This is a genomic window from Bradyrhizobium sp. sBnM-33, from assembly GCF_032917945.1.
Classification (GTDB): Bacteria; Pseudomonadota; Alphaproteobacteria; order Rhizobiales; family Xanthobacteraceae; genus Bradyrhizobium.
This window is the reverse complement of the sequence record NZ_CP136624.1, coordinates 4881822-4895963: the sequence shown is the minus strand read 5'-3', so window position 1 is coordinate 4895963 and position 14142 is coordinate 4881822. Positions and strand designations below refer to the sequence as shown.

Annotated in this window: 12 protein-coding genes and 3 pseudogenes; 7 read left to right on the top strand and 8 right to left on the bottom strand. The window is 62.8% G+C overall.

The window, feature by feature from the left end; genetic code table 11:
• Positions 1-10: 10 nt before the first annotated feature.
• The 3 genes from RX328_RS22725 to mgtE form a co-directional block, all read right to left on the bottom strand.
• Positions 11-829: an aldo/keto reductase gene (locus tag RX328_RS22725; RefSeq protein ID WP_213254406.1), complete on the bottom strand. Its 819-nt coding sequence runs from the start codon at positions 827-829 to the stop codon at positions 11-13.
• Between the two features lie 116 nt (positions 830-945).
• A complete protein-coding gene (locus RX328_RS22720) occupies positions 946-1326 on the bottom strand; it encodes a helix-turn-helix domain-containing protein (protein WP_213254468.1) in 381 nt (126 codons plus the stop codon).
• 65 nt (positions 1327-1391) lie between these two features.
• On the bottom strand, positions 1392-2828 hold the full coding sequence (mgtE, locus tag RX328_RS22715) for a magnesium transporter (protein ID WP_213254408.1): 1437 nt from the start codon (positions 2826-2828) through the stop codon (positions 1392-1394).
• 164 nt (positions 2829-2992) lie between these two features.
• Between mgtE and RX328_RS43805 the strand changes: the two are divergent.
• Both RX328_RS43805 and RX328_RS22705 read left to right on the top strand, forming a co-directional pair.
• Positions 2993-3307: pseudogene (locus tag RX328_RS43805) on the top strand (polysaccharide deacetylase family protein); the annotation flags it as partial.
• A gap of 188 nt (positions 3308-3495) precedes the next feature.
• Positions 3496-4788: a polysaccharide deacetylase family protein gene (locus RX328_RS22705; protein WP_249726953.1), complete on the top strand. Its 1293-nt coding sequence runs from the start codon at positions 3496-3498 to the stop codon at positions 4786-4788.
• A 37-nt stretch (positions 4789-4825) separates the two neighbouring features.
• Here RX328_RS22705 and RX328_RS22700 read toward each other — a convergent pair whose 3' ends face one another.
• Complete coding sequence (locus RX328_RS22700) at positions 4826-5200, bottom strand: hypothetical protein (protein ID WP_171582108.1); 375 nt, start codon at positions 5198-5200, stop codon at positions 4826-4828.
• A gap of 1028 nt (positions 5201-6228) precedes the next feature.
• Here RX328_RS22700 and RX328_RS22695 point away from each other — a divergent pair.
• Positions 6229-6414 (top strand): hypothetical protein, encoded by a 186-nt coding sequence (locus tag RX328_RS22695; RefSeq protein WP_213254415.1) that lies wholly within the window; start codon positions 6229-6231, stop codon positions 6412-6414.
• A gap of 235 nt (positions 6415-6649) precedes the next feature.
• Here RX328_RS22695 and RX328_RS22690 read toward each other — a convergent pair whose 3' ends face one another.
• Positions 6650-7075, bottom strand: coding sequence for a hypothetical protein (locus RX328_RS22690; protein WP_213254417.1), 426 nt, complete (start codon positions 7073-7075; stop codon positions 6650-6652).
• A 308-nt stretch (positions 7076-7383) separates the two neighbouring features.
• Here RX328_RS22690 and RX328_RS22685 point away from each other — a divergent pair, with 308 nt between their 5' ends.
• From RX328_RS22685 to RX328_RS22680, 4 genes and pseudogenes are all read left to right on the top strand, one after another.
• Positions 7384-8172, top strand: a complete 789-nt coding sequence (locus RX328_RS22685) for a hypothetical protein (RefSeq protein WP_249726955.1) — start codon at positions 7384-7386, stop codon at positions 8170-8172.
• Positions 8173-8633: 461 nt separating this feature from the next.
• Positions 8634-8687: pseudogene (locus tag RX328_RS43800) on the top strand (hypothetical protein); the annotation flags it as partial.
• A gap of 10 nt (positions 8688-8697) precedes the next feature.
• Positions 8698-8856, top strand: a pseudogene (locus RX328_RS43795) (phospholipase effector Tle1 domain-containing protein); the annotation flags it as partial.
• A 61-nt stretch (positions 8857-8917) separates the two neighbouring features.
• Positions 8918-9202 carry a hypothetical protein gene (locus RX328_RS22680; protein WP_249726958.1) on the top strand — a complete coding sequence of 95 codons (285 nt, stop codon included), beginning with the start codon at positions 8918-8920 and terminating at the stop codon, positions 9200-9202.
• Positions 9203-9431: 229 nt separating this feature from the next.
• On the opposite strand, the gene RX328_RS22675 is transcribed toward RX328_RS22680, so the two are convergent.
• The 3 genes from RX328_RS22675 to RX328_RS22665 form a co-directional block, all read right to left on the bottom strand.
• On the bottom strand, positions 9432-11405 hold the full coding sequence (locus RX328_RS22675) for an ATP-binding cassette domain-containing protein (RefSeq protein ID WP_213254420.1): 1974 nt from the start codon (positions 11403-11405) through the stop codon (positions 9432-9434).
• A complete protein-coding gene (locus RX328_RS22670; RefSeq protein ID WP_213254422.1) occupies positions 11402-13138 on the bottom strand; it encodes a peptidoglycan-binding protein in 1737 nt (578 codons plus the stop codon). The genes RX328_RS22675 and RX328_RS22670 overlap by 4 nt, the downstream gene beginning before the upstream one ends.
• Positions 13139-13279: 141 nt before the next feature.
• Positions 13280-14137: a hypothetical protein gene (locus RX328_RS22665; protein ID WP_249726960.1), complete on the bottom strand. Its 858-nt coding sequence runs from the start codon at positions 14135-14137 to the stop codon at positions 13280-13282.
• Between the last annotated feature and the right edge of the window lie 5 nt (positions 14138-14142).

The following is a 14142-nucleotide window of genomic DNA, read 5'->3' as shown; positions in this document are numbered from 1 at the left end:
GCGCGGCTCCTCAATCCCATTTCGGTGCGAAGCCGAAATCCGTGAGCCGGCCGCCGGCGCTGCCCATGGCGGAAATCTCCTGCATGTCCTCGTCCGACAGATCAAAATCGAAGATCTCGATGTTCTCCGAGAGCCGTTCGAGTTTCGAGGTGCGCGGAATTGCCGCTACGCCCTGCTGCACCAGCCAGCGCAGGCAGATTTGCGCCGCCGTCTTGCGATGGCGTTCGCCGATCCGCTGCATCGCGCGATCGCCTTTGATGCGCCCCCTGACGATCGGACTGTAGGCCACCAGCGCCATGCCGTGACGTGCGCAAGCCTCCTTCACCTTGGTCTGGTCGAGATAGGGATGATACTCGACCTGGTCGCAGACCAGCGGTTCCGGGCATGCCGCTACCGCCTCCTCGATCAGGGCCACGGTGAAATTCGACACGCCGATATGCCGCGCGAGCCCTTGCTGCCTGACCCGTGCCAGCGCACCCAGCGTCTCCACCAGCGGCACCTGCGGGTTCGGCCAGTGCAGCAATAACAGGTCGACCTCGGTCAGGCGCAGCCGCACCAGGCTTTCCTTGGCAGAGCGTTCCAGATCGTGGGGCGCGAAATGCGAGGGCCAGACTTTGGTGGTGAGAAAAACCTGATCGCGCTTCACGCCCGCGGCCCGCAGCCCCTCGCCGACCTCGCGTTCGTTGTCATACATCTGTGCGGTGTCGATGTGGCGATAGCCGAGCCGCAATGCCTGCTCAACAATCCGCGCGCAGGTACGTCCACGCAATTCCCAGGTACCCAGCCCGATCGCCGGAATTTTTGCGCCATTGGCTTCGACAAACAGCATTGGTTGTATCCGCGGACCGGCCCCCATTATGGGCTGTGGAAACAGCCGTGCCAACAGATAGCGCTTCGAGCGGAGCGAATTCGGGCTCGCGTGAAGAAAACGCGCCAAATCAAGAGCTAGGCTGGCGACGGTTCCGTGGCGAGTGCTGCGAAGACGGTCTCCGGCGAGTGGGCAATCACCGCGAGCAGCGCCCGCGCCGGCCCGCGCGGCACGCGCTTGCCCTGCTCCCAATTCCGTATGGTTTCGACGGGCACGCCGAGCCGTGCCGCAAATTCGAGCTGCGTCAGTTGCGCACGACGGCGCAGATCGCGCACCGCGGGCCGCGCGGCGGTTTCACCCGGCGTTGCGTCAGGCATGACGGTCGCAGTCGAACGCGGCGCCACCGCGAGGCCGGGCGTCGCCAGCGCGAGCCCGGGCATCGTCGGCGCGAGCGGGAACTCCTGCCCGTCACGCAGTTCGACGATCCGTCCGTCTGCTTTCAGCCGCAACCGCTGCATGTTGACCTCGTGGGCCAACATCATCGGCGAAGCGCCTTAAGGTCCGATTAACGATAAATGAGGCGCTACTTCAGCCCGAACCAGAGCGTGGCGATGCCGAGGAACGAGAAGAAGCCGACCACGTCGGTGATGGTCGTGACGAAAGTTCCCGACGCCACCGCCGGATCGGCGCGCACCCGGTCCAGCACCATCGGGATCAGGATGCCGCCGAGCGCGCCGGCCACGAGGTTGCAGATGATGGCGAGGCCGATCACAACGCCCAGGCCGGGGATCTTGAACCACGCCACTGCGGCAACACCGGTGATGACAGCAAAGGCGAGCCCGTTGACGAGGCCGACCATCGCCTCGCGCATGACGACGCGGAACGCGTTGTTGGAACCGAGTTCGCGCGTTGCCAAGGCCCGCACCGCCACCGTCATGGTCTGGGTCGCGGCATTGCCGCCCTGGCTCGCCACGATCGGCGCCAGCACGGCGAGCGCCACCATCTTCTCGAGTTGGCCCTCGAACAGGCCGAGCACGGAGGACGCCAGAAAGGCGGTCGCCAGATTGACCAAGAGCCAGTTGAATCGGCCACGCGCGATGGTCCAGACGTTATCGGACAGTTGTTCGTCGCTGGTGACGCCACCGAGCGCCTTCAGGTCTTCATCGGCCTCTTCTTCGATCACGTCGACGACGTCGTCGATGGTGATGACGCCGACCAGCCGGTTGGTAGTGTCGACAACGGGAGCCGCGACCAGATTATACTTCCCGAACATCCGCGCGACCTCTTCCTGGTCGTCCAGCACCGAGACGCGGCGGCGGTCTTCTTCGATCAGGTCGACAAGCGGCACCGGGCGGCGTGCCCGCAACAGCGTGTCGAGCGAAACCGCGCCCTGCCAGTGCTGTTCGGAATCGATCGCGTAGATCTCGTAGAAGCGGTCGGGCAGATCGGGCGTGTCGCGCATGTAATCGATCGCCTGCCCGACGGTCCAATCCGGCGGCACCGCGATAAACGCGGTCTGCATCCGGCGGCCTGCGGAATTTTCCGGATAGAGCAGAACGCGCTCGATCGCGACGCGTTCGGGCGGCGGCAGCCTTTCGAGGATCTCTTCCTGGTCCTCCTCATCGAGGCCCTGGAGCAACTGGACGGCGTCGTCGGACTCCAGTTCGCGAACGCCCTCGGCAACCGTTTCCGGCTCAAGCTCCTCGAGGATCTCCTCGCGGACGGCGTCGTCGACCTCGTTGAGCGCCGAGAAGTCGAAATCGGTGCCCGTGATCTCGACGAGGGTGACACGGTCCTCGGGCTCGAGGGCCGCGATCAAATCGCCGAGATCGGCCTCGTGTAGTTCCGCGACCACCTCGCACAACAACGGCCGGTCGGCAGCATGGATTGCGCGCGTAATCTCCTCGACAAACTCGCGGCGGAGCTGCCCCTCCTCGTCCCGCATCAGGAGATGGTCGAGCACCGATCCCTGACCCGGTCGCGCTTCCGCGGCTTGGGCAACGTCGATCTTATCGGCCATGCCGCGCCTCGCCGGTTTGACAGAATGAGCGAACTCGTCTGAGCCACGCTTGACGCATTACCCAATCGGCTGCGCCATGTGCAATGCCAAATATCGCCAATAGCAAATGACCTGGAAATTCGGCGCGGCGCTGTGCCCGGCGGTCGCGACATTGCCATCACGACCCGACCTCACCGTTCTTTCGCTTCCTCTATTTTGGAACGACGCCCGCCACGCTGGAGATCTTGCAAAAGCGTGGCATCGCCGTGTTTCGGCGCCGATCTCTGGGCCGGCGACTGGAATCCAATGACGCCGGCGCAGCAACTGAAACTGCTCACCGACCGGCTGAAATTGCCCGCAAGGGCATCATCCTGCTGCACGTCCGAAGGCGCCGACCGCGGCGATGCTGCCGGCCTTTCTGCTACCTCCGCGACAATCACCACCGTGTGGTCCACGTCGTCCCGGCAGATGCCAAAACCGTGTCCGGCAAGGCACATTAAGGCCAAAATCGGCATGAAGTTCAGTCGATTAAAGCACGATTCATCGCGTCTCGTGTAAGCATGGCCCGCCTGAAGAACGATTGAACCTTGGTGCTGGTCGTCAGGACCAAGGGTTGGAATGAAGCCGGTGTTCAATGATTGCTAGCGTATTCGAAGGCCCCCGAGCGCGGCCATGGGCCGCTTTGTGCATGGGAGTGCTGGCCAGCTTCACCGTACAAACAGCTTCCGCCGCCGATTGTCCAGGTCATCCCGATGCCATCGGCACGTCACGTACCCTCGTGGTCGATCCGCGCGCCTATCCCGTCATCGGCACCATGCAATATCGTAAGACGCTGCCGCTGCAGGAACGTGAGGTGGTGCTGACGTTCGACGACGGTCCGCTGCCGAAATATAGCAACGAGATCCTCGACATTCTCGCCGCCCATTGCGCCAAGGCGACTTTCTTCCTGGTCGGAAGCCAGGCCAACGCCAATCCGGAAGGCGTGCGCAAGGTCCGCGACGCCGGCCACACCGTGGCCAGCCACACCCAGAACCATCCTGTCGGCATGGATCACCTGCCGCTCGACCGCTCCAAACAGGAGATCGAGCAGGGTATCGCCTCAGTAACTGCCGCGCTCGGCGACGGCACCGCGCCGGCGCCGTTCCTGCGCATTCCAGGCCTGCGTCGCAACGACGGGATCGAGGAATTTGCCGCTTCCAAGGGGCTTCAGCTCTGGAGCGCCGATTTCCTGGCCGACGACTGGCGCGACGTCTCCGCCAATCGCGTCTATGAGCTTGCGATGCAGAGGCTGGAGCGAAAGCGTAAAGGCATCCTGCTGCTGCACGACATTCAGCCGCGCACGGTCACGGCGCTGCCGAGGATCCTGAGCGAACTGAAGGCGCGCGGCTATCGCATCGTCCATGTGGTGCCGGCGACACCCGAACGGCCGCCGACGCCGACCGAACCGCAGCAATGGCAGTTGCATCCGCCATCGGAAATGGTGGCGATTTCGCGCTGGCCGAAGGTCTCGAAATTCGCTGTTGCCGGTCCCGCCGTGCTGCCCGTCCCGGGCTTGTCCAATCTCGACTGGCACACGGCCGATCTTGGCGCGCGCGCCCCGCGCGGTGGGGGCGGTGTAGCCCAGCTACCGGCAACGCCGTGGCCGCGCCAGACCAGTTTGCCGCCGGCCGGCGCGCTGGCCGCGCTGCCGATTCCGGCGGCGAGCATTTTCAAGATCCCGGAATCGGCGCGCGTAACAATGCTGGCCTTTTCGGCGCGGCCAACGACGCCGATTGCGCGGGTTCGGTCAACGGAAGTCTCCTCGGCAAAGCTCACCGGGAAATCTCATCGCCACGACCGCGCCGCGCCCGCCCAGCCGCCGGCGTCAGCCGGACAGACCGCGCAAGCGCCGGAGGGCGCCAGCGGGACGGCGCCGAAGCCGGTGGTGCAAGCCAAGCGGAATGCGCGATCGGTTCGCGTTGCTGGTCTGAAGAAGCGCTGACCGCCGGGGGCCGCTCGCCCGCCATCAAGGCGAAGGCTTAGCTGGCCACGATCTTGGCAATGCACAGCAGGATGACGATGGCGAGAAACAGCAGGTCGATATAGGCCTTGATCTCGCCGGCTTGGCGGAGCCCGCTGACTTCGGTGATCACCTGCTTGCGCGTAGACGTCGAATTCGGCCCCTCGCCCAGCGCCGCCACCAAGCGGCGGGCCTCCAGCTCCAGCCGTTCGATGCGCTGGAAGAAGTGAAACGACCGCAGCGCGGATGCCGCATGCATGCCGGCATAGACCAGCACGAGAACCGCGACGACCACGCGATGCTGGTACTTTTCCAGGAAATTCAGAGCAAAATAGACAAGCGCCAGGAACACGAAGTTGGAGAGGAATCGATAGGCATAGCTCAGAAAAAGCATTCATGTGCTCCGGATGGGCTGACATGCCGAACCGCGGTCAGAGAGCCGGAATCACCGGCAAGGCTGGCTCAGCTTACGCGAACGATACGACATCAGGGGAGCAACCATCACCCGGCCCCGAAAGGAATCACGCTGCCGTGTCCTTGCGGACACGCGCCTTCTCCTTCGCCCGCGACGTAAGGTCCAGCGGTACAGTTTGTGGTGCGCCGGCGGCCCCGAATCACCTCAGCAAGAATGACTCAAAGGTGCAGGCAAAACGATCTTTGTTCCGACAGTCTGCTGGCGCTGCCAAGGCGAACAGACCGGTTGCCCCGACGAAGAAGAAAGAGCGAGACTGACGTGCCTGACCGCTCAGGCAAATACACAAAGGGGAGCGACAGTCTCACCTAGCTCAGCGCTTCGCCATCCTGGAAGCCGCGAAACGGCCCGAGCACCGCGAAGCGCTGAGTCCTAACGATAAGATCCTCGCGCGTCTCGTAGCATATCCGGGGCAGCGACGATGCCGCCCGTCGCTGGATGAGACGTTTTCACTCCGCAAGGCCGACAGACTTATTTTTTCATCCTTTTCGTTTCTTGGTCCGGCGTGCTTACGTCGGCAGGGCTACGGGTGCTGTCAACTGGTACGGGTGGGGGTCCTCCGCCGGCGGCACCGCCGGAACCGGCGGCTCCACCTGTGCCGCCGTCACCGGCGCCTCCGCTACCTGCGCCGCCGGCGCCCGCGCCTGCACCGCCGGCCCCCGCGCCTGCGCCGCCCGCGCCTGCACCACCGGCCCCCCCGGCTCCTCCGGCACCTTGGGCGACAGCCAACGTTGAGCCGAGCGCAAAGAACAATGCTACCGCGATTGCTGATACTTTCATGATGATCTCCTTGTAGCTGTGGAAGCTCCGGAAATTTTCAGGCGCTGCTTTCGTTCCTATTTTTGCTGCGGCCAAATGCGCGAGCGGCTCCTTGGCGCGATAGGAACCTTTCCTGGCGCGGAGCTTAGGCAACAGCGATGATCGCGTGACTCAACGGAGGGCGGAAGCCAATGACATCGAAGTCAAAGAACCCTCTACGGCCCGAAGACTTTCCCTTGGATGTCGAAGGCCAGAAGATAAAGACACAGGACGGTACTCCCATCGCAGATGCGGAGAGTCCTGCCGTCGCGGTCGAAATCGCCGATCGCATTAACGAGGACGAGGCCAGGCGCGAGGAAGACAAGTGGTCAGCCTGATATGGCAGGCACCTGGCTTCGATTTACAGCGTGCGGCCGCCGCAGCGCCGCTGTTGGGACTGCCGGCTAGTACAAAGAGAACCCGTCATTTGCGACGGGCGCGAGTTTAGGGAGAAGTACAAACTAAGCTGATTCGCGGCCCCAGCGTGTACCGCAATTCACACACGCTATTAGAAAAGCATGGGCTCCCGTCGGGACGGCAAACCTGTGATCGATGTTCCCTATGTCTTACGGCCTACAATTTGCCTTCGATGATCTTGAGTTTGACGGTCTCGCAGGTCTTCCGAACGTGTTCTGTGAAGATCGCGCATTCCTCGATGCGCTTGAAGATCTTTTTGGCTTCCTCACGATACGACGCTGCGGTATCGCGCATGAAGGCAATGGCATTATGCACTTCAGCGGTCATTGCCTCGCATTTCTTCGCTGCGTTGATCAACTCCGCTCCCATCGCTTCGATTTCCTCGGCCGCAGCTTCATAGTCACGCACCACGGCCTCGGCTGTGAGCGCACCGACGCGCGTGACGCCCTCTTCATGCTCGACATAATCCGGCATCGGCTCCGATGGGGCCACCTTGATCGCAGGAAGGCTCCCTACGACATCTTCTTCAAACTTGGCCAAATCCAGCGGCGCAGTCCTGTGAAGTCGTTCGATACTCGCCATCGGTTATTCTCCATCACTTGATGAAAACCCCAGCGCGTGAGCATGGCGACCGATTCGTGGCGGAATCCTGCATGGAAGAAAGCGACGAAAAGGCGGACGTATGACAACGCGGTGGGATGGAAGCCTAGTCGCTTCTGTTCAGCCGAGGCGGCACTGGCTCACGCATTAACCATGCCGGCGCATCAGGCTACGCGTAGCCTACGCTTAATGCGCATTTAACAGTTTTGCATCATTGCTTGAGGCTCCAGCGCGAACTGCTTCAAGCCGCAAGAATTGCGGGCCGCACTCAACCTCTTCAGGAGGATCGATTGAGGACGCTTCTTATTTGCGCGCTGGGTACGACCTTGATCGGTTGCAGTAGCCAACAATCAACGCAGCCATCATGCGTTGGCCTGAACCCGTTAGCCTGCCTGACCGCGGTTCAAGTGCCGATCGAACCTGAATCGCTTGACAGCTATCCTGTCATAACGAAACCGGCGTCCGCCGTCGCCTGGCGCGGCGACAGCCTGCCCCGATCTCACGCGGACTACGCGGTCCGTCGAATACCCAAGCCAATCAAGGTCGCGGCGAAAGCTGCCATTCCCATACCGGTTCCTTCTCCGCAGGCAAGCCAGCAGACGACGGGCAATGCCATAGCTTCCCAAGCGCCTCCAGCAAGCCCTGCCGATCCGCATACAACGACTGACGTACCGCAAACCCGAACGACAGAGGAACAGGTGGCGGCCGCATCTGCCGTCGCGGAGCGAATGTCGGCCCCGACCTTGGATGCGTTGCTGGACGCTCTCGTAGCCGTTCTCGTGGCAGGTCCCGACGTCAAGTCGGTCGCGGACCTGGCCGGTAAGACAATTGCGATCGATGATAGATACTCCGAGTCGTCGATCAGGCGCGTCAGGACGGCGATGGCGGCAGCAGGTGCGCCCGACGTTCAACTGAGCAAAGCTCAAACTACTGCGGTCAGTCGGCTGGTCGGCAAAGAAGTTCCGGCTGCGGTGGTCGGGCTAGTCTCTACCAGCGCCGCGGACAACTTTCCTGAAATAGCGCGATATAAGACCTTCCAAATTCCGCTAAAACCTCGACCGAGCCCGGCCAAGCCGTAACGGGTTTGCCCCTCCGCACCCGTGACGGGATGCGGGCCGCGGAATCAAACACCCAACAAAAACAAGGCTGACTTTTTTGAGGTGGCGCGCTCGGAGGGCGGAGAAGATATTAGCAATTTCAACGACTTGCCGAGGTGAACACAGAGAAAAGCGCATTTCCGGCCTATAGGTGCCTTTCGAGCACAGCATCAGAGTTGAGCTAGATCGGGCGCGGCGCCGCTTGTACGCCGCGCCTCACCATCGACTCCTCCGATATGAGCCGTCCTCCGGGAGGGTTCTAAGGGGGTCTGCCTCCTCCGATTTCAAGAGGCACTAAAAGCGAAGCCACCTGTTTACGCTACGTGCCACCAAGGCCAGTCACCCGCCATCAAGGTGGCGGGCGGGCGAGCGGTAACCAATGAAGCGGGCCTGGGTTGGCTGGCTCGGCGCTTCAGTACGTATCCTGGAGACATCATGCGGGCGTGATTTGTGGGGGCGGAGTGATCGGAGCCTGTACCGCCTACTTCCTCGCTCGCCGCGGGGCCGATGTTGTTGTGGCGTCACGCCTTCCACAATGCCTCGCTAAATCCCTACGTCCCGTACGGGCGCCAAGCGCTCTCGATCGACGAAAACCGCGAAATCTTCGCGCCGGAGATTTGGGATGAGTCGGAAGAATCGCCGGAAGCCAAAGCGCGTGGTCGTATCAAGCAGGTTTGGTTTCCCGGCGTGCATTCCGACGTGGGCGGTGGCTATCGCGAGAGAGTGGATGATCAAGGAGGCCATGGCAGTCGAGCATCCGCTCATCGTGGATATGAGCAAGCTGAAATTGAAGCCGTCATACGAAGACATCCAGCACGACGAGCGGACCGGATGGGGTCGCGCCTGCACCGAGGGCACCAGGGAAGGCGTACGAGACGGCAATGGGCCGGACATCCTACATGAAGAATTTGTTCGCAACCGCTTTGGCTTAACCAAGGCACGTTGCGTGACCGGCGACCGACCCTATCGTCCAAAGGCGCTGGCGAAGCACCGCGATTATTTGAGTTTCTAAACCGTCACTGCGTTCGCCACACGGCGGACCTAATCTACGGTGAAGCCGACCTTTATAACGTGACCGCGCCGGAGCGCGACCAAGTTCACTTAAGCAAGCCGGGACCTGAGATTTGGCGCAAGCGCCCTCCCCCGGAGTGAAGCCAGAAAGCAGCGAGAAGATTGCCTTCAAGGGAAAGCGTCACCCGATTCGAACTTCCTTGCCAACCAAATTGGGTTTGCTGTCCGAACTAATGTCGGAACGCTTCGGCCGGCTCGAGCGCGGCGGCGCGCGAGGCAGGATAGACCCCCGACAGCAGACCGATCACCCCTCCGACGGCCGGTGCGAGCAAGGGAGCGAGCGGGTCTAGCACGGGAGTCCAGACCTGATACGCCGAGACACCCACCACGATCAGCACGCCGACACTCGATCCGAGCAGTCCCCCCACGACACCCATGGACGCACTCTCAATGAGGAACTGTGAAGCGATGTGGCGACGAGTAGCGCCAATGGCACGGCGCAGTCCAATCTCCGCCGTTCGCTCCATCACGCCCACCAGGGTGATATTTGCGATCCCGAGCGCGCCGACTACAAGCGACAGGCCGCCCAGCAGCAGGAACATCATATTGAGATCGGTTTGCACGTCATCGCGCACGCGCCGCGGCTCCTGCGGCAGTTGCACGCGAAGCGCGCGCGGGTCGTCCGGCCGCAGCGCCGCCCGCGCCTGCAGCGCGATCAGGGAAGCGGCGCCGATCTTCGTCTCCACGACTACCATGCCAGGCCCGAACAGACTGAAATGCCGTCGCGCCGTACCCTCGGGAATGATCACCGAACCGAGCAGCTCCGGCTTTCGCACCACATCACGGAGGATACCGATCACGAGATAGAGCTCGTCGCCGACATAGATCGCGGGCAGTCGCTCGACTCCAGTGATGCCCAGGCGGCGCGCGGCATCGGGGCCGAGGATCGCAACTCGCTCGGCGCGGGCAGAATGCCCCCCGTCGATAAACCGTCCCGAGGCGAGGTCGGCGCGGACCGCGCGGAACAAATCCGGCGAGGCGGCGCGCACTGCGAGTTTGAATGCGGTCTGATTGGACGGATCCACCACCGGCGAGGCGCTGACGAGCATGTCGTGGACATTGACGTCGCTGAGCAGGCCCGCAGCCACGACACCGTTCAGCCGGACCAGCCGTTCCGGCGCGTCCCATGGAATGGCACGCGGATCAATCGTGCCGGTCGCCATTCCCGGCCGCGCCGTGATGAACAATTCCGTGGCTGCGAGTTGATCGAACTGACTGATGATGCGGTTACCGGCGGTTCGGGTGAGACCGATGGTGGCAACCAGCGCCGACATGCCGATCACGATGCCAAGCACCGTCAGCGCCATACGGGCGGGACGGGCGATCGCCCCGGCAATGGCCTCCGAGACGAGGTCGCGCGTCGTGATCCCCGAAGGCGCGATGCGCGCCCTGGACGGAGGTGGCAATGCCGTCTCGCTTCCACCAAAGAGCCGGCCATCCTTCATGTTGACCCGGCGCGAGCCCCGGCGTGCGACGTTTTCGTCGTGCGTGACGACGACGATCGTCATGCCCTCCTTGTTGAGCTCGGTGAAAAAATCCAAGATCGACTCGGTATTCTTGGAATCGAGATTGCCGGTCGGCTCGTCGCACAAGAGCAGGCTCGGTGATCCCATCAGGGCACGGGCGATCGCCACCCGCTGACGTTCGCCGCCGGACAATTTCGAAGGCAGGAAATTCGCGCGATGCTCGAGGCCGACGCGGCAAATTTCCTCCATCGCCCGCTCGCGCCGCCCCCGTCCGGCCTGCCGGCGGTATACTTCCGCCAGCATGACGTTCTCAAGGACAGTGCGATAGGGCAGCAGGTGGAATGACTGAAAGATGAATCCAACGCGGCGGCTGCGCAGCCCGGCCCGCTCATTCTCGCTCAGCTTTGTCGTTTCGATACCATCAAAAACGTACTGTCCGCTGGTTGGCCGGTCGAGGCAGCCGAGAATATTCAACAGCGTGGATTTCCCCGAGCCTGACGGACCGGTTATCGACAGCCATTCGCCGCGCCGCAAAACGAGGTCAACATCGATCAATGCGTCGACCGCGGGATCGGTCCCGAATTGCTTGCACACTTTACGCAGATCGAGGACATGGTCGGCATCGACAGAAGCCGTCTTGATCGGCACCTCTGGCCGTATGTCCTCCATGAGCTTCATTTGACCGCCGCCGGCTCGGCTGTTTTATAGCCCACCACCACGAGTTGACCGGGCGCAAGCCGCCCGTCGGGAGTGTTGACCTCGACATAGCCGCCCGTTGAAAGCCCCGGTTGCACGGTGACGTATTCCTGCTTGCCGCCGCGATCGACCAGCACGCGCGACGTCCCGTCGGCGGCAAGCGAGACCGCGCTGGTCGGCACCGCGGTGACCGCGCCCTTCGATGTTTCGATCGGGATTGTCATCCGGACGGAAAACCCTGCCAGCAGCACAGGCGTGGTCTCCACCTTAACCCCGAGATAAAAGTGATAGCCGTCCACGCCGCGCGTGCCGGGTGTGGTCGCCACCGTCTCAACGACGCCGGTCGCCTTGATCCCAAGCGCCTGCTCGTCGATCGCAACTTTCATCCCGGACTTCACCAACGGCGCGGCTTCAAGTGGCAGTTGCGAGTCGACACTGAGCTGGTTGTCCGTTACACTCATCACCGGCCCGGAAGCATTGGCGGCGACCGAGGCGGTCACCTCGTGGACGCGGATCGGGAGCGACGGGATGAACACGACCTCGTCCGCCGGCACCTGCACGCCGAGCTTGGCGCGTGCCGCCGCAAGTTCGCTGGCGAGCCGCTCTGCGCGTTCGGTTGCGACCTTGACGTCAAATTCGGCGAGCGATTGCTGTTCCTGCGCCGCGCGTATGCTGCGGTCGCCTTCCAGGCGGGCCGCCTTCACCGCTCCCTCGGCGAGCTTGATCCGTTCGTCGATCAGAGCGGCCTCGCGTGCCGCGGTCTGTATCGCCAGATCGGCTTCCAGCTTCGCCTTGCGCTGCGCGGCACGCGCCACTTTCAGCTTGGCCTCGGCCGCAGCGCGCGCCGTTTCGGTCTGGCGCGGATCGAGCACGATCAGGGCACGATCGGCGACTTGCGTGGCGACATCGGCGCTGGCCGCGGTCGCGGAATGCGCGGCCCGCGCGCGTTCGGCTTCAAGCGCGAGCGATTTGCCGGCGCGCGCGTCCGCCAACTGGCGGCTATCGCCAACGCGCGCCGCGCTGTCGAGGGCGGCCTGACGCGCGTTCTGCTCAGCGATGGCCCGCGCGGCGGCGACGGCTTTCATCGCGGTTTCACGCGTGGCCTCGGCCGCAAGCTGGGCGCGCGCGGCGTCCGACCATTCCCGTTCGAGTGCGGCGACGGCCGCGCGCTGTTCGCGCGTCGGTGCGAACGGATCCCATCCGACCTTCTTATACAGACGCTCGACCGCGGCGGATGTCTTTTGATCGTAACTGCCATCGATGGTTCCCGGATCGAAGCCAAGACGGGCCAGAGCTTCTTCAAGCTGGCGGACGTCGCCGCCGCTCGTTCCCGGCGCCATGTCGCGAAAGGCGGGTGCCGCGCCCTGGAGGACAAAGACCGGGCGGCCGGATGCGGATAGAATCACCTCGCCTTCCCCAAAATTCGTATTCGGTCGCGGCAGTGACGAGATAAGCCCGGCGCCGCCCTTGACCGCTGAAGGTGCAATTGAAATCGGCTGAGGCAGCCCGAATCGGACCGTGCCGCGGGTGACAATATCGGAACTCAGTACGCGCGACTCCACAGGCACAAGGATCGCGGATGGTTCGGGCGCCGCAGTGCGCGCCGCCATTTCCGCTGGCGATTGGATCTTGGAGCCCATGTACCAGGCGCCAAGCGCCATGCCTCCAACCACGCCCAAGATAGCCCAGAGAAAGTTTACGCGCTTTGCGACCATGCCGTAGTCCCTCCCACCATCGACAGGGCCATCTTCGCAGGAAGCGTTGCGTCCGCCTTCGTCATGCGATGCGCTGCCAGGAAAGGAGATTACTCATAGCCGCCGATTTGGGGAAGTACGGGAGTGCACATCTTAATTGGTCTATTGCACCTTCCGGGAGAACAGTTCCTCCTGGATTTTCTCCTCGATTGGCGTCAGTACCTCCTCCTGCATTTTGAAGCTCTTAGCCGCGACCAGGCGCTCGTAATCCTGCAGTTTCCGTAGGGCAGTCTTCTGGTCCGGCGACATTTTGGAAACCAATAGCTTGCCACCCTCGGTCAGCGTGCTGAGCCGGTTCCGCAGGTCCGGTTCGATTTCGTCCGGGTGGCCGTATTCGAAGCCGGCCTTCTTCATCTCGCGCTGCCAGAATCCAAGCGCGGCCTTCATCCGCGGATCCTTGTTGATCAGCGCATCCTGGGGATTGTAGTGGGTAGCCTTTAGCTGATCGGGTTTGAAGGTTTCTGCTAAAGCCTTGCGCGTGCAACCGCCGGTACGCGATAAATCCTCGATTTCCAGAGCGACCGCGAGGGTGCTGGTCACTTCGTCCCCGAGCAATGCGCGATTGTAGGCGACTTGGTCTGCGGGGGATAGCTTACGGAAAATCTGCACATTGCGTTCGCCGAGACCGACGCGGGCGGGGCTGTAGCCGGTCGCTAGCTGAGGCGGCAGACCCGTATAGAAGGTGGATACGCCAAAGCCATAACGGCTGACGAACTCCTCCTCACTGAGGCCTGGAAGCCTTTTGTCCGCCGACATACCCGCCCGCACCGTGTTGTGATCAGCCGCGATGTACTGGAAGCCTTGTTCGCGCATGCAGCGCGCGATCAGTTCCTCGGTCTTCTCGATCGCCTGAACCAGTTCGCGCGGCGACAAGCCGAATTCCTCGGTGCCGAGGCCCTTCGGTGCCTGCGCCTGCGCCGCCGCTGTCGCTGGCGCGAGCAGGACGGCGAACAGGCCCATGTAAA

Excerpts from the sequence above, each read along its gene's own strand:
- RX328_RS22705 (WP_249726953.1), top strand. The coding sequence starts at position 3,496 with ATGGGAGTGCTGGCCAGCTTCACCGTACAAACAGCTTCCGCCGCCGAT.
- RX328_RS22690 (WP_213254417.1), bottom strand. The coding sequence starts at position 7,075 with ATGGCGAGTATCGAACGACTTCACAGGACTGCGCCGCTGGATTTGGCC.
- RX328_RS22695 (WP_213254415.1), top strand. The coding sequence starts at position 6,229 with ATGACATCGAAGTCAAAGAACCCTCTACGGCCCGAAGACTTTCCCTTG.
- mgtE (WP_213254408.1), bottom strand. The coding sequence starts at position 2,828 with ATGGCCGATAAGATCGACGTTGCCCAAGCCGCGGAAGCGCGACCGGGT.
- RX328_RS22665 (WP_249726960.1), bottom strand. The coding sequence starts at position 14,137 with ATGGGCCTGTTCGCCGTCCTGCTCGCGCCAGCGACAGCGGCGGCGCAG.
- RX328_RS22670 (WP_213254422.1), bottom strand. The coding sequence starts at position 13,138 with ATGGTCGCAAAGCGCGTAAACTTTCTCTGGGCTATCTTGGGCGTGGTT.
- RX328_RS22700 (WP_171582108.1), bottom strand. The coding sequence starts at position 5,200 with ATGCTTTTTCTGAGCTATGCCTATCGATTCCTCTCCAACTTCGTGTTC.
- RX328_RS22675 (WP_213254420.1), bottom strand. The coding sequence starts at position 11,405 with ATGAAGCTCATGGAGGACATACGGCCAGAGGTGCCGATCAAGACGGCT.
- RX328_RS22720 (WP_213254468.1), bottom strand. The coding sequence starts at position 1,326 with ATGCAGCGGTTGCGGCTGAAAGCAGACGGACGGATCGTCGAACTGCGT.
- RX328_RS22680 (WP_249726958.1), top strand. The coding sequence starts at position 8,918 with ATGATCAAGGAGGCCATGGCAGTCGAGCATCCGCTCATCGTGGATATG.
- RX328_RS22725 (WP_213254406.1), bottom strand. The coding sequence starts at position 829 with ATGCTGTTTGTCGAAGCCAATGGCGCAAAAATTCCGGCGATCGGGCTG.